Source organism: Apilactobacillus intestinapis (assembly GCF_049166695.1).
Lineage (GTDB): Bacteria > Bacillota > Bacilli > Lactobacillales > Lactobacillaceae > Apilactobacillus > Apilactobacillus kunkeei_C.
The window spans coordinates 150,971-166,428 of sequence record NZ_JBMHFD010000003.1; the positions used below are offsets into that span (position 1 = coordinate 150,971).

Sequence of the window (15,458 nt, forward strand, 5' to 3'; positions counted from 1 at the left end):
TAATTAGTGTTTTTTGTTCTTGTTAAAGGCTTGAGTAACACGGTCTAGGATGATTGCTAGGATTACGATTGCAAAACCAGCAGTGAAACCAGAACCAGCGTTGTTTCTACCTACGGCGAAGTAAACTTCTGAACCAAGACCAACGGCACCAATCATTGAAGCGATAACTACCATTGATAGAGCAAGCATCATACCTTGGTTAACACCAGACATTAATGTGTTCTTAGCAATTGGTAATTCAACCTTGATTAGCTTTTGCCAACCAGTTGAACCGAATGAATCGGCAGCTTCAATTAAATCAGTAGGAACTTGTTCAATTCCTAGGTTAGTCATTCTAACTACTGGAGGTAGTGAGAAGATAACAGAAGCAATAACCCCGGGTACCATTCCGATACCGAATAAAGCAACGGCAGGAATTAGGTAAACGAATGCAGGCATTGTTTGCATAAAGTCTAGGATTGGTTTAACGATTACCTTAACAGTATGGCTCTTTGCCATCCAGATTCCCAAAGGAATACCGATAACAACGATGATTAAACTAGAAGTAAGAACTAGTGTTAATGTTTGAGTCATATCTCTCCAGTAACCTTGGTTGTAAATTAATACAAGACCGATAAGTTCAAAGATCATTAGTCCCCAGTGCTTGCTGTCATGTAATGCCCAGTAAGTAATACCTAGAACTAAGACGATGAATAACCAAACGGGTAGTAAATCAAATACCCATTGGAATGAGTTAACGATTGCACCGATGAAATCAGTGATACCGTTGAAGAAACCAACGAATTGAGTTAACCAGTTAACAAAACTGTTAATCCAATCTGCAAATGGAATTGGTTGCATAGTTAAAGAAAATAAATTAGCCATTATTTTGCACCTCGTTTCCAGAAATTGCGCCTAATACGGAACTTCTAATGATAATTCCTAGTAGTCGATCATTGTCGTCCAATACCGCGAATGGTACTGAAGTCTTGGAAATGTCGTTTAATAGTGACTTGATAGGTGTATCAGGTGTAGTTGTTGGAACGTCGGTTCTAAGGATTGATTCTAAGTCACGCTTGTCATCTTCGATTTGTTTGATAACATCCTTAGCATCAATTAATCCCTTGAAGTGGTGTTCTGAATCAACAACGTAAACACTTGAGTTGTGGTTGTCCTTCATTAATCTTAGAGCGGTTCTTGGACCGTCTTTTTCGATGTTGATAACATCTGGTCTAATCATAACGCGGCTAGCAGTAAGAATCTTAGTTCTGTCCACACCTTCGATGAATTTTTCAACATAATCATTCTTAGGGTGTTGTAAGATGTCTTCTGGTGAACCGATTTGAACAATTTCACCATCACGCATGATCATAATACGGTCACCAATACGTAGTGATTCGTTTAAGTCATGTGAGATGAAGATGATAGTCTTCTTTAGGTGTGATTGTAAATCTAGCAATTCGTCTTGCATTTCTTTTCTGTTAAGTGGATCCAATGCTGAGAATGCTTCATCCATCAATAGAATTTCTGGGTCATTAGCTAAACCACGAGCTAATCCGACACGTTGTTGTTGTCCACCAGATAATTCATTAGGGTATCTATCATCATATCCGTGTAATCCAACTAGTTCTAAGCATTCATGTGCTTTTTGATGTCTAGTTTCTTTATCGACTCCTTGGATTTCTAAACCGTAAGCGGTGTTTTCGATAATGGTTCTGTTAGGGAATAGAGCAAAGTTTTGGAATACCATACTCATCTTCTTACGTCTAAATTCACGTAATTCTTTCTTATCGAATTTAGTAATGCTTTCCCCGTCTAATAGAATTTCACCATCAGTTGGTTCGTATAAACGGTTCAACATTCTAATTAAAGTGGACTTACCACTACCGGAAAGTCCCATGATAACAAAGATTTCATTTTCGTTAACATCGAAGTTGGCATCGTGAACACCAACCACGCTGTTAGTTTTAGCTAAAATTTCATCTTTGGATTTTCCTTCGTTGATCATTTCTTTGGCACGACCAACATGACGACCGAAAATCTTGGTTAGATGTTTAACTTCAACTTTTTTGGTCATGATCTTCCTCCTTGAAATTGTAGTTTGTTTAAAGCATAGGTACTATTATTACAAAGAAAAATGTTATGTGTCAAATAAGTTACATTCGCAAAATGCCGATTTGCCGGCTTTAAACGGCATAAGCTTGCATGATGGAGCCATTTAAGATTTATTTAATTAAAGTGTGTTAAAATGACCTAAACTGGAATTTTTAGGTTCAAAATTTGATAATTAAGAAGGAATTATTTTGGGTAATTTATTGAAAAAATTCCCCATCAAAATGGTGGGGATTTTTGCATTAATTGGGGTAATTTTAATGTTTTTTGTCAGTCACGATGACTTTTTATATACTCAACCAATTATGCAGATTCAAAAAGTCGAAGAACTTAGCAAGACTAAGGAGGTCGATACTTTTCAAAATGTTGATCACAGCTATGTACAAAAACTAAGCGGGGTAATCACCAACGGTAAACACAAGGGTGAACACATCACGTTAAACAATACATATACAGACTCTAAGGCGATGGATAAGAAATACAAAGTCGGCCAAAAAGCCTTTGTGGTCTTACACGGACAGGGTGAAAGCACAATTAGAGATGCCAAACGAGACACACCGGTCGTCTTTTTAATTTATCTAGCAATCGCTCTGATGTTTATCTTCCTTAAAATGGCGGGAATTACGGCCATCGGAAGTATCATCATTAACACCATCTTGTTCATGGTGGCACTATACTTTGATGGTTTTAACAACGGATCCAACGTCCTATGGATTTTCTCCATATTAGCGGTGCTATTTTCTGCCATAACTCTTTGGCTAGTAATTGGGTGGAACCGTCAAATGTTTGTGACACTCGGCTCAACGGTCGCATGTACCTTTTTGTCGATTCTAATCAGTTTAATTGTCTTTCATTTTACGCATGAAAAGGGGATTTTCTACGAATCGATGCAATATGTCACTCAGCCACCACGTCCATTGTTCCTAGCTGAAACCATTATTGGTTCATTAGGAGCGGTGATGGATGAATCAACCGATATCATTTCTTCATTATTTGCGTTGAAAATGGAACGTCCTGACGTCTCAAGAAAGCAACTATTCTTGTCAGGCCGGAACATCGGTAAGTCCATCATGGGACCACTAATTAACGTCTTATTCTTCATCTTTATGGGTGAAACTTTGTCGATGACTCTTCTATTCTTAAAGAATGGCAATAGTTGGGGATACTCATTTTCAATGAACATGTCGTTGGGGATGGTGCAAAGTCTAATCAGTGGGATTGGAATTGTCCTAGCAGTTCCGGTTGCCAGTGGATTAACCAGTTTTTTTGCAGAAAAGAGGCGTAAATAATGAGTGCAATTATCGCGTTAGGCCTTGTCCTATTAGTGCTAATGGTATTGGTAGGGGGTAAACAGGGTTTTCAATCATTTCTAAGTTTGGTGCTTAACTTTGGATTCTTATTCTTCGCGATTGTCTTGATGGCATTTCACTTCCCACCAATCGTCGTCACTTTGATTGCCGGAGTGATTCTATTGGCCTTGACCATCTTCTTGAGTGGGACCAATGATGAAACCAGTCGTCTAGCCTTTATCGCTTCCGTATTGGTGCTACTAGCGCTTGTCTTATTGATTGTGCCAGTCGAACACTGGGCACAGGTGCAAGGATTCGGTCTAGAAGATAGTGATGACTTAGAAGGACTATCTCTACCAATCGGAATTAGCTTTATCGATATTGCGATTTCCACAGCCATCCTAAGTACACTGGGTGCGATTGCCGAAGCAACCATGGCGATTGCGTCTGGTTTGGATGAAATTAAGGAACAACATCCGGAAATCAAACCTAACCGTTTGTTCTTCGATGGGGTCTATGTCGGAAAACAAATTATTGGAACGACATTGAATACCTTATTCTTTGGACTATTCGGTGGATCATTATCATTATTTGTCTGGTTCCACGGATTATCCTACTCACTGGGTGACATCTTAAACGACAAGGTCTTTGATGCCGAGTTCATCATCATCTTATTCTCGCTAATCGGTGTTATCATCACGATTCCAATTACATCGTTTGTCATTACCGAGCAATTTAAAAATCAAAAACAAACAAAGTCCTAACATTGTTAGGGCTTTTTTATTGCATTTATGCCGATAAAAATTAATACTAGACTTAAATTGAAAAGAGGCGTTGTTAATGAATAAAAAAATAGAATCAAATGACTTATTTGAATTGAAATCCATTACCCAAGTTACTGCTATTAATGGAAATATTTTCGCTGTTTTAAACCGTGTCGACAAGCAAGAAAATACCTATTTTGCTGATATTATCAGCATTAACAACAAGAATGAAGTAAAGAAATGGACCGATGGTGGCAAGAACGTCAGCCCCGTGCAAGTGGGCGATTACCTAGTCTATCTACATAATGGTGATTTAATGAGAATGCCACTATCCGGTGGTAGTGCCGAACAACTTACCAAGGATGCTAAGATATCCAAACTGGTTAGTGGAAAAGATGGCCAAACCGTTTTCTATCAATCATCAGATAGTAAGGTGCCCGCTAAGTTTGAAACTGCCAAGTTCCCAGAAACTAGAAGGGTCCACCGTTTTGATAACCGTCATGACGGCATTGGGTGGGTCGATGATCAAGCTACTGATACCATCTACCGTTACAACATTAAGATGAACCAAAGAAACGCTGTCTACAGCTCCAAGTACGACTTGAGTTTGCAAGATGCCAATGCCAAACAAAATCGCTTGTTGGTAATCAAACCAACTAATCCAACCTTAGAAACCGAATCAGATGAAACTAGGGCGGTCTACGATGTTGACTTGACCAAGGATACGGAAAAACAAGTTACAGCAAGTATCGCCAAGGGTGAATTTAGCTACACTAGTTATTCACCAGACGGTAAAAAAATCGCCGTTGTCGGAAATGATGCCAAGTATCCAAACGCAACCGTCAATGAGTTATACATCTACGATGAAGTAAGCGATAAGTTAACCGATGCTACCGAGGACTTCGAGGGTGAAGTATTCGGTTCAATTACCGCCGACTTTATTCAAAATGAGGGTAGTCATTTAGTTTGGATGTCAGACACCAACTTTGTCTTTAGTGGCGTGACTCACGGCCACAGCGTTGTCTTTGAATACAACGGTCACGATATCACCAAGTTATTTGAAGGCCACTGTCATGTCGTTGACCTAACCGCCATCGATGGTGAGATCTACTTCAGCCTTTCAACACCAAATACACCAAGTCAATTAGTCCAACTAGTTGACCAACAACTAGACGTGAAGTTTGACCCTAACGCCAACTTCTCAGCCCAACATGATTACGCTGACCTGACACCTTTTGAAACACCATCCAAAGACGGTAAGACTACTGTTGAGGGATGGGTATTGAAGTACACCGGTAGTTCTAACCATCTTCCAGTAATTCTATATGTCCACGGTGGTCCACAAGCTAACTACGGTGAAAGTTTCTTCCATGAATTCCAAGTCCTAGCTAGTCGTGGTTATGCCATCGTCTACGTCAACCCTCGTGGTTCTACCAGTTACGGTCAAGAATTCGAAACCGGCGTCATCGGTAGATACGGTAAGGAAGACTTTGCCGATGTTCAATCTGGTCTAGACGCTGCCTTGAGTCAGTTCGCCGACCTAGATGAACAAAACACCTTCATTGCCGGTGGATCATACGGTGGATTCATGTCTAGTTGGGCAATTGGTCACACCGACCGTTTCAACGCTGCGATTGTGCAACGACCTGTATCTGATTGGCACTCATTATATGGAACATCCGACATCGGAGTTCGTTTCATTAGAAAAGAACTTGGCAAGGATCTATACGATGAGGGCGGATTGGAATACTACTGGGATTGCTCACCATTGAAGTACGCCCACAACGTCAAGACACCCACTAGAATTCAACATGGTGAATTTGACATGCGTTGTCCGGTTAACCAAAGTGAAGCGCTATTCACAGCGATTAAGCAAACCGGAACACCTGTGGACTACATTCGTTATCCACAATCATTCCACGGATTCTCAAGAAATGGATTACCAAACCTTCGAATCAAACGTCTATCAGACATCTATGAATGGTTTGATAAATATTTAAGATAGTATTAAAAAAAGCTGTTATGGAAACATTCAGCTTTTTTTATTAAATAAAAAATGACATAATAAAGTCATTACATAAAGAAAGCAGGACTGATAATGGATACTGTTATTTATTTAATTTTATTTTTTGTTGTAATCGCACTATTACTATTCGGTGCCTACGAAACACTACCAAAGATTCACAAGTTGAATAAAACCATCAACCAAAAGACACTTGATTCATTTGGCGGAGATAAGAAACAAATCGAAGCATTTAAGTCTGGTGAAAAGAAGCTTAACGTCATTACTGGTCAATACGTAATCTTAGCAATCGTCGCTACAGCGTTTGTGTTAAGCATCATCTTCCCAGAAATGGCCAACAACTACTTGATCATCGTGTTATTTGTACTAGAAGCAATTTACATCTTCCTAGGGTTAAAACTACCTAGCCTAGAAAAGAAACATGGTGAATTTACCGGGGATGTTTTAAAGAAACGTCTACAAGCAATTCGTCTAACATTTTTCGCATTCATCGGTTTCTTCGTAGCCGTAGATGTGTTAATTTTAATCATTGAATTACTATTTTCTCAGAATGTAAGATTGCTATAAAACACTAAAGGAGCCTTAATTAGGCTCCTTTTTATTTATTAAGAAAATATTAAATTAGAAAATAATGATAAAAATATGTTGCAATATTAGAAAATGGGTGTAGTATATAAAACAACTTAACCGATACGAATAAAACAAGATGATCAGGAGAGTAGTTATCCAATGATTGCGCAGAGAGTTCACGTTTGCTGAAAGTGAATGAATCAGAAGATAATGAATATGGCCTGTAATTTGGTATCGCTGATAATTAAGCGATGATGGGGTGGCAACCATTATTAATTGCACGCGTTTATATAGACGTTATTGAGGGTGGGAGTGCAAGCTTCCACTGAATTAGAATGGTACCACGGAACTCCGTTTCTAGATTTAATCTAGGAGCGGAGTTTTTTTGTTGGCTAAGTTAAAAATTCCGTTACATACATTTATATTTTTAGGAGGTTATTCTTATGAAGAAGAATTACAAGAAATTATTATTGGCTTTTACATTTTTATTGGTATTACCACTAACCCTTTTAGCAAGTTGTGGTAAGGATTCAGGACACACAGTTAAGATTGGTATCATGGGTGGAGACACACGTGTTTGGAAAGCTGTTCAACAACGTGTTAAAAAAGAAGGCGTTGATTTACAATTAGTTCAATTTACTGATTACTCACAACCAAACAATGCTTTAACTAACAAAGAAGTAGACATTAACGCATTCCAAAACTACGCATTCCAAGACAACTGGAACACTGCTCACCACACTAAGATTGTTGCTATTGGTAAGACTATCTTTACTCCATTAACTCTATACTCCAAGAAGGTTTCAAGCCTAAAGGATCTTAAAGATGGCGCATCAATTGCTGTTGCAAACGACGTTACTAACGAAGCTCGTGGATTAAAGCTACTTGCTAGTGCCGGTCTAATCAAGCTAAAGAACACTTCACTACCAACTCCAAGTGACATTACTGAAAACAAGAAGCACCTAAAGATTGTTCCTCTAGATGCTGCCCAAACTCCAAGAGCTCTATCTGACGAAGATGCTGCTGTTGTTAACGGTAACTTTGCATTAGATTCAAACCTAAGTTCAAAGGATGTTCTATTTAAGGAACCAACTAACAAGGATTCAATCCCATACATCAACATCATCTCAGCTAACAAGAGTGAAGCTAACAACAAGTACTACAAGAAGGTTGTAAAAGCTTACCAAACTCAAGCTACTAAGGATCTTTTAAAGAAACTTTACAAGGGTGAAGACATTCCTGCATGGGACATCAACTTCAACAAGTAAGGTTTAGAAACAAAATAGAGGTAGAGGTGAAACTATGGCACAAATTAGTCTAGAGCACATCGATGTCACCTTTAAGCAAAAACACAAAGTTTCAAAGGCGGTACAAGACGTATCGCTACAAATTGAAAAGGGTGACGCATACGGTATCGTTGGTTATTCAGGGGCTGGTAAAAGTACTCTAGTACGAGTAATTAACCACCTGCAAAAACCAAGTGCCGGAAAAGTGATTATCGATAACAAAGATATTGATAAATTTAGCCATGCGCAAATTCGTCAATTAAGAAAGAACATTGGATTTATTTTCCAACACTTTAACTTAATGAACGCAAGAACAATTGAAGATAACATTCTATACCCAATGGTTGGAACTAAGACTTCAAATGAAGAAAGAAGAAAACGTGTTCAACGTTTGATCAATCTAGTTGGTCTAAATGGGAAGGAAAAGTTCTACCCAGCCCAACTATCTGGTGGACAAAAACAAAGAGTGGCCATTGCCAGAGCTTTGGCAAATAATCCACAAATCCTAATTAGTGATGAAGCAACCAGTGCGTTGGACCCAAAGACCACGCAAGCAATCTTGCAATTACTAAAGAAGATTAACAAGGAACTAGGCGTTACCATCGTCTTAATTACCCATGAAATGGACGTAGTTAAGTCACTATGTAATAAAGTAGCTGTCATGGATACTGGTAAGGTCGTCGAAAAGGGAAGTATCTTAGAAGTTTTCAGTAACCCTAAGACACAACTAACCAAAGACTTTATCGACACCACCAACAACGTTAAGGAAGCAGTGGATACACTAAGCGCCCAAGAACGTTTCGTTGAATTATCACGTAACCAACAACTATTCAGATTGCATTACATCGGTGCTTCTACTGAAACACCAATCATCGTTGATTTGTACCAAAAGTTTGGTGCCGTCGCTAACATCGTATATGGAAACATTGAATTTATTTCAAACGTGCCATTAGGTAACTTGATTATCGCAATCGATGCTGAAGAATCAACAATCAAAGAAATCAAAGAATACCTTGCTTCAAAGGATGTTCATTTAACTAACATCAATTTGGATCAAGAAAAAATCAGAAATAGTAAGGAGGGATAGCAGATGAGTTCATTTTTAACACATTACTTACCAAACGTGATGACAATGATTCCAGACTTTGAACAAGCCACAATCGAAACATTGTACATGACATTCGTAACAGCACTAATTGGTGGAATAATCGGTTTGTTTATCGGTGTTTTACTAGTCTTAACTGGACCAGAAGGAATCAGTGAAAATATTCCCTTCTACACTGTTCTAGATAAGATTGTGAACTTCTTCCGTGCCATTCCCTTCATTATTCTATTAGCTGTGATTGCTCCATTCACCAGAATTATCGTTGGAACTGCAATCGGTACCACCGCTTGTATCGTTCCATTGGTAATCGCCGTCATTCCTTTCTACGCTCGACAAGTGCAAAACGCACTACTAGACGTGGATAGTGGAATCGTTGAATCAGCCCAAGCCATGGGTTCATCAACATGGGGAATTGTTTTTAGAGTATATCTAAAGGAAGGATTACCTAAAATTATTCGTTCATCCGTGGTAACATTAATTAGTCTAATCAGTTTAACTGCAATGGCTGGTACCGTTGCCGGTGGTGGACTTGGTAACCTAGCCGTCATGGTTGGTTACCAAAGATATGAAAATGACGTTACCTTTGTATCATTAATCTTAATTTTGATTTTGGTATTCGTCATTCAAATTATCGGTGATATCTTAGCCAGATTAACTGATCACGAAAACGCAAAATAAGAAGGTAGATACTAATGGAAAAAGAAGAACAATTACAGGTATTAAAGGACCTAGTCGCCTTTAATACGGTAGATGCCAACGAAAGAGACATCGCAGATTATTTAAGCCAACTATTTAAAAAGCACGGGATTGCAAGTGAAATTGTGGACCAATTCGATAATAGAAGTAATCTAGTTGCTCACATTGGTAGTTCTTCGAAAAAGGTTTTGGCCTTTGCTGGTCATGAGGATACCGTTCATGAAAATAACTTGGCTGATTGGACCCACGATCCATTTATCCCATACGTCGAAGACGGCAAAATTTATGGCCGTGGTGTGACTGACATGAAGTCAGGTCTAGCAGCCCAAGTTATTGCTTTAATCGAACTAAAAGAAGAACATGCTGACTTATCCGGTCAGCTAAGATTTCTAGCAACCATCTCTGAGGAATTAACCCAGGGTGGTGCCAACTTCCTTTCAAAAAGAGGGGATGTTGACGACGTCGATGCCATCGTGATTGGTGAACCAACCGGTCAAAGACAAGGCAATCAAAACCACCATTACATTGTCTATGCTCACAAGGGAGCACTTATTTACACCGTTAAGAGTGTCGGAAAGGCAGCGCACAGTTCTACTCCAGAATTAGGAATCGATGCGATTGATAACCTTATCAACTATCGCCAGGCAGAAAAGCAATACTTTGCTAAACAAACCGGCGAGGATGATATTTTGGGTAAAACCATCTACACACCTGATATCTTTGAAGGTGGTAAACAGGTTAACTCAATTCCTGATTTCGCCTATCAAAAGGTCATGGTTAGAACCATTCCACAATTAAATAACGATCAAATCATTGCTGACTTGCAAGAATTGGTTGATTCATTTAATCAAAAGGATGGCTATAACTTAGAATTAGAGGTAAACTTCAGCGGTTATCCAGTCAAAAACGATGCCGATTCATCAATTGTCAACGCTGCTCAAGCTGCCAGTGAAGAAATCCTGGGCAACAAACTCGACTTGAAGACCTTATCAATGGGAACCGATGCTTCTCAATTTAAGGAACGTAATCAAGACCTGGATGTTATCATCCTAGGCCCCGGAAATGACACTGCGCATCAAACGGATGAATACGTTGATTTAGAATCATTCTATTCATTCATACGTCTATATAAACAAATTGCAATTAACTATTTAAAGTAAATAAAAAAGCCTAAGCGCAATGCTTAGGCTTTTTTGTTTTAGAATTCGTTCATTAATTTCCCCATGGCATAGTGAATGATCATGGTTAGAATTCCGATGATGATGTTTCTGATTACTGCGACTTTGACCTTACCGTCACCCAGTTTGGCACTCATAAAACCAGTTAGACCAACTGAGACAATAACAGCTAAAATCGTTGCTGGCCAGCGGTAAATTCCACTAGTTAGACTCATTGCAAGAAGTGGGAACAATCCACCTAGTGCGGCTGAGAATAGGGATGAGAAGGCGGCTGACCACGGATTCATGTAGTGGTTTAATTCGATGTTGTACTTGATGCTAACCATTGTTTCCAATGGCTTTTTAGCAATCAATTCATCGGCGATTTCTTTGGCGGTTTCCTCGGTAATTCCACGACTCATGTAGAATTCTTGAACAATCTTCTTTTCACCTGCTAAATCGTTCTTTAATAGGTAACGTTCCTTTTCTACCGATGAGCTTTCGGCGTCACGTTGTGAACTAACGGATGCGTATTCACCGGATGCCATTGAGAAGGCGCAGGCTAATAGGTCGGATAGCCCGGCGATAAAAATTGTGAAGATGTTTGGTGTGGCCACGGCAACTGAGAACAAGACACCAACGACGGTAAGAATTCCATCGTTAGAACCCAATACCCCAGCTCTAAGGGTGTTTAGCTTTTCGTCCATTGTGGCGGTTTGTTTTTTCTTTTCCATTGTTATTCCTCCCTAGGCTAGACTTCCGACTAGCAAACCGATTAGATAGGTTACTAGCATGGTTAACATTCCAGATGCGACGTTTCTTAATGTTGATTTCAAACGGTTGGCGTTACTCAACATTGCGGCGGTGTACCCGGTCAGCGATAGGGCGATTAGAACCGCGATAAATGTTGCTACAACCTTGATGTTAGCAGGGAAAAGGGAGATAGCGACTAGCGGTAGGATTGATCCGGTTGGAAATGAAATCATTGACGCGATGGCAGCCGCGTATGGACTGGTGAATTGGTTGACGTTGAAACCGTATTTTTCACGAACGGTTGTCACCAAAGCGTCTTTGTTCATCATTTCGGTAGTGGCTTTAGTAGCCAGTTCGTCTGAGATACCACTATTCATGTATTTTTCCTTGACGATCTTGAATTCTGAGTCATAGTTGTCTCTTAAGGCAACCTTTTGTCTTTCAACGGCGTTCTTTTGAGAATCACTTTCAGAATTAACTGAGACATATTCTCCCATGGCCATTGAAACGGTTCCGGCAATCATGCCGGCAATTCCTGAAATAAAAATTGAGAAGGTGTTGCTAGTGGCACCGGCAACACCGATAACAATACCGGCAACCGATAGGATTCCGTCGTTAGAACCCATCACACCGGCACGAATGATATTAATACGTTGTGCTAAAGTTTGTTTTTTCATATTGAAGGCCCTTTCTAGTTTAGAATGGTTATTAATTAATAATAATTATAATTCACTTTTTTCATAAAGTAAACCCTTCATTTTTAAGGTACTACCGAACAATTATTTTTTCAATAACTAACAAAATATTTATCTGAGATATTGATATATCAATATCTTATATGATTGATAAAATTAGAAAATGATTAAAAATTATATTGTAATTTTAATGAAGTTATATTATAGTATTTAACAATATGATGCTCATTGAAAATTGGACTAATTGATTAGAAACAATCAATTGGTCCTTTTTTGCATATTTAGGAGGAATTGTAATGCCCAACTTATCATCATCACTTGTTGGTAGACATAACCAACGATTGAATGCATTAGCTCCATCAGGAATTAGAAGCTTTGATAAAAAGATTTCTTCCATTGATGGTTTAATTAAATTGACAATTGGAGAACCAGACTTGGATACTCCAGAACACGTTAAACAAGCAGGAATCGATAGCATTAAGAATAACGATTCCCATTATGCTGATCAAACTGGTAAAAAAGAATTGCGAGATGCAATCTCCAATCATTTATCAAATAAGTACGATTTAAAATATGATGCTGATAGTGAAGTGATTGTGACAGTTGGTGCCACAGAAGCCTTATACTCAACATTTCAAACAATTATTAATAAGGGAGATAAGGTAATCGTTCCAACACCTACTTTTGCTTTATACTTCCCAATTATTGAAATCCTAGGTGGAGAAGTCATTAAGGTCGATGTATCTGAAGACGAATTCATCTTAAAACCAGAAAAACTAAAGGCCATCCTAGATGAACATGGTGACTCAGTGAAGGCCTTACTATTGAACTATCCAAGTAATCCGACCGGAGTTGAATATTCTAAAGAAGACTTAGCCGGACTTGCAGAAGTAATTAAACAACATCCGATGTATGTTTTATCAGATGAAATCTATAGCGACTTAACATATGGAGTAGAGCACTACTCAATTGCCAACATGTTACCTGAACAAACAATTTATCTAAGTGGTTTATCAAAATCACATGCGATGACAGGTTACCGAGTTGGATACATTTGTGGACCAGCAGAATTCATTAAGAAGGTTGGAATGGTTCACGCGTTCGTAGTTACATCAGTTACAAATTCTGCCCAAGTTGCGGCGGCTGAAGCATTGATCAACGGTGAAAATGATCCAGTTGAAATGGCTAAGATTTACCAAGAAAGACGAGATATCTTATACAAAGGTTTAACTGAATTAGGTTTCTCAATGCCAGAACCAAAGGGAGCATTCTACATGTTCGCCAAGATTCCAGCACAATACGGTAAAGACGATGAAAACTTTGCACTAGAATTAGCTAAGAAAGCTAAGATTGGTGTTATTCCAGGTAGTGCATTTGGACCTGGTGGAGAAGGTTACATCAGATTGTCATATGCTTCATCTAAAGAAGTTATTTTAGAAGCGCTAAAACGATTACAAATTTTTATGAAATAAAGGGGTAATTAACATGGACAGAAGAATTCCAAACATCATGGGGACTCAACACCCGGACAACGCTAACGTTCCATTTTTTAAGAACGATAACGACAAGTTCGTGTCCGCATTCAATGAAATTAACGAAGCGTATCAAAACTATTCCACATTAGATGCAGATGAATATATGTGGGATTGGGAAGGAAAACATGCTGACTCTTCCGTAATTGATCGCTTGTATTCTGAACATTACGATTACTTCAGTAAACATCCACTTGGTAACGACAAGTTCTTAACTTTCCGTTTACCAAACATCTGGGAAGAAACTGGTTACAGCTTAATGCAAGCTATGACTACTATCTTATTAGCTGAAGATTTTGCTCAAGACTTAGGTTTCAAAGACCGTCCATTGTTCGAAGCAATCTTACCAATGGCTAGAACAGCTGAACAATTGGTTAACATGGAAGAAAAATTCTCAAGCTTAGCTCACTTCAAATCAAAGGAATTTGAAAATGGTCACGAAAACAACGACCGCTTAAGAATGATTCCATTATTCGAAAGTTTTGAAGCTCAATTTAACGCTCCAGACATTTTGAAGAAGTACGTTGAAATTTACAAAGACGAATTTGGCGAAGACTTAACATACCTACGTGTGTTCTTAGCCGGATCAGATTCAGCTTTATCAAATGGTTTCTTAAACAGTATCATTGGTAACAAGTTAGCACTAACTAAATTAGGTGAATTCGAAAACGAAACAGGGATCGATGTATACCCAATCGCAGGTACTGGTAGTGCCATCTTTAGAGGGGGACTATCTCCACTAATGGTCGACAGATACCTAGAAGAATTCCCAGGTCTAAAGACTGCTACCATCCAATCAGCATTCAGATATGACTTTGACTTAGAAACTGTTGTAAAACCAGCCGTAGCTAAGTTACGTGATGGTCTACAACACAATGCCTTTAGAATCATCAACGACGATGACCAAAAGACATTGTTATCAGTTGCTGATAAGGCGGCAAAACAATACCATGAAACTCTAGATCCACTAATCAACGACTTACAATCAGTCTTTGATTCATTCCCTAAGCGTCGTGATAGACACCAACACGTTGGTATCATCGGATACTCTAGAGATGTTGATGGATACAAGATGCCAAGAGCCATCACATTTACTGGTTCACTATACTCAGTTGGGGTTCCACCTGAAGTATTAGGTACTGGTCGTGTGTTAAGCCAATTAACTGATGATGAAATCAGAGCATTGAAGCAATACTATCCAAACATGAAGCATGACTTTGCTCATGTCTTGAAGTACTACAGTGCTGATGCTCTAGAGTCATTAATCGAAAAGAATGCTGCATGGAAGGGTGTTAAAGAAGATATCCAAGCCATCGAAGATGCATTCGATATCAAGGCTGGCCCTACTAACGAAGAAGAAAAAGAACACGCTAAGTTAGCAAACGATTTAGTTCGTATTGATGACCAAGAAGTTCGTGAAATCTTAATTGAAAAGATGGGACGTCTAAGACATTTCTTAGGTTAATTCCAAACAAAAAAAGCTAGTGAGAATTTACT

General features: G+C 38.8%; 14 protein-coding genes and 1 other annotated feature. Of the genes, 10 read left to right on the forward strand and 4 right to left on the reverse strand.

All coding sequences use genetic code 11. The features are described from left to right. Positions 1-3: 3 nt before the first annotated feature. Positions 4-864 (reverse strand): ABC transporter permease, encoded by an 861-nt coding sequence (locus tag ACOMA7_RS03545; RefSeq protein WP_053792026.1) that lies wholly within the window; start codon positions 862-864, stop codon positions 4-6. Beyond that, positions 857-2,056 carry a quaternary amine ABC transporter ATP-binding protein gene (locus tag ACOMA7_RS03550; protein ID WP_041153039.1) on the reverse strand — a complete coding sequence of 400 codons (1,200 nt, stop codon included), beginning with the start codon at positions 2,054-2,056 and terminating at the stop codon, positions 857-859. Before ACOMA7_RS03550 ends, ACOMA7_RS03545 begins: the two co-directional genes overlap by 8 nt. A gap of 295 nt (positions 2,057-2,351) precedes the next feature. Between ACOMA7_RS03550 and ACOMA7_RS03555 the strand changes: the two genes are divergently transcribed. From ACOMA7_RS03555 to ACOMA7_RS03590, 8 genes are all read left to right on the forward strand, one after another. After that, complete coding sequence (locus ACOMA7_RS03555) at positions 2,352-3,380, forward strand: YibE/F family protein (RefSeq protein WP_237756987.1); 1,029 nt, start codon at positions 2,352-2,354, stop codon at positions 3,378-3,380. Beyond that, a complete protein-coding gene (locus ACOMA7_RS03560) occupies positions 3,380-4,144 on the forward strand; it encodes a YibE/F family protein (protein ID WP_054608406.1) in 765 nt (254 codons plus the stop codon). The genes ACOMA7_RS03555 and ACOMA7_RS03560 overlap by 1 nt, the downstream gene beginning before the upstream one ends. Before the next feature lie 76 nt (positions 4,145-4,220). After that, positions 4,221-6,149 (forward strand): S9 family peptidase, encoded by a 1,929-nt coding sequence (locus ACOMA7_RS03565; protein WP_421392019.1) that lies wholly within the window; start codon positions 4,221-4,223, stop codon positions 6,147-6,149. A gap of 93 nt (positions 6,150-6,242) precedes the next feature. After that, positions 6,243-6,734 (forward strand): hypothetical protein, encoded by a 492-nt coding sequence (locus ACOMA7_RS03570; RefSeq protein WP_054608404.1) that lies wholly within the window; start codon positions 6,243-6,245, stop codon positions 6,732-6,734. A 130-nt stretch (positions 6,735-6,864) separates the two neighbouring features. Then, positions 6,865-7,099 (forward strand) — a binding site (T-box leader). 81 nt (positions 7,100-7,180) lie between these two features. Further along, complete coding sequence (locus ACOMA7_RS03575) at positions 7,181-8,005, forward strand: MetQ/NlpA family ABC transporter substrate-binding protein (protein ID WP_301945368.1); 825 nt, start codon at positions 7,181-7,183, stop codon at positions 8,003-8,005. A 34-nt stretch (positions 8,006-8,039) separates the two neighbouring features. Beyond that, the gene (locus tag ACOMA7_RS03580; RefSeq protein WP_421392022.1) at positions 8,040-9,110 is read left to right on the forward strand and encodes a methionine ABC transporter ATP-binding protein; all 1,071 of its coding nucleotides are present in this window, start codon (positions 8,040-8,042) and stop codon (positions 9,108-9,110) included. Positions 9,111-9,113: 3 nt separating this feature from the next. Next, complete coding sequence (locus ACOMA7_RS03585) at positions 9,114-9,806, forward strand: methionine ABC transporter permease (protein ID WP_034532587.1); 693 nt, start codon at positions 9,114-9,116, stop codon at positions 9,804-9,806. Between the two features lie 14 nt (positions 9,807-9,820). Next, a complete protein-coding gene (locus ACOMA7_RS03590) occupies positions 9,821-10,984 on the forward strand; it encodes an ArgE/DapE family deacylase (protein ID WP_421392026.1) in 1,164 nt (387 codons plus the stop codon). Between the two features lie 38 nt (positions 10,985-11,022). On the opposite strand, the gene ACOMA7_RS03595 is transcribed toward ACOMA7_RS03590, so the two are convergent. Both ACOMA7_RS03595 and ACOMA7_RS03600 read right to left on the reverse strand, forming a co-directional pair. Beyond that, the gene (locus ACOMA7_RS03595) at positions 11,023-11,715 is read right to left on the reverse strand and encodes a VIT1/CCC1 transporter family protein (protein ID WP_054605793.1); all 693 of its coding nucleotides are present in this window, start codon (positions 11,713-11,715) and stop codon (positions 11,023-11,025) included. A gap of 12 nt (positions 11,716-11,727) precedes the next feature. Beyond that, positions 11,728-12,411 (reverse strand): VIT1/CCC1 transporter family protein, encoded by a 684-nt coding sequence (locus tag ACOMA7_RS03600; protein WP_301945371.1) that lies wholly within the window; start codon positions 12,409-12,411, stop codon positions 11,728-11,730. Between the two features lie 314 nt (positions 12,412-12,725). On the opposite strand from ACOMA7_RS03600, the gene ACOMA7_RS03605 reads away from it, so the two are divergent. Further along, positions 12,726-13,901 (forward strand): aminotransferase class I/II-fold pyridoxal phosphate-dependent enzyme, encoded by a 1,176-nt coding sequence (locus ACOMA7_RS03605; RefSeq protein WP_421392029.1) that lies wholly within the window; start codon positions 12,726-12,728, stop codon positions 13,899-13,901. 13 nt (positions 13,902-13,914) lie between these two features. Then, positions 13,915-15,426, forward strand: coding sequence for a phosphoenolpyruvate carboxylase (ppcA, locus tag ACOMA7_RS03610; protein ID WP_054605790.1), 1,512 nt, complete (start codon positions 13,915-13,917; stop codon positions 15,424-15,426). Positions 15,427-15,458 lie beyond the last annotated feature (32 nt).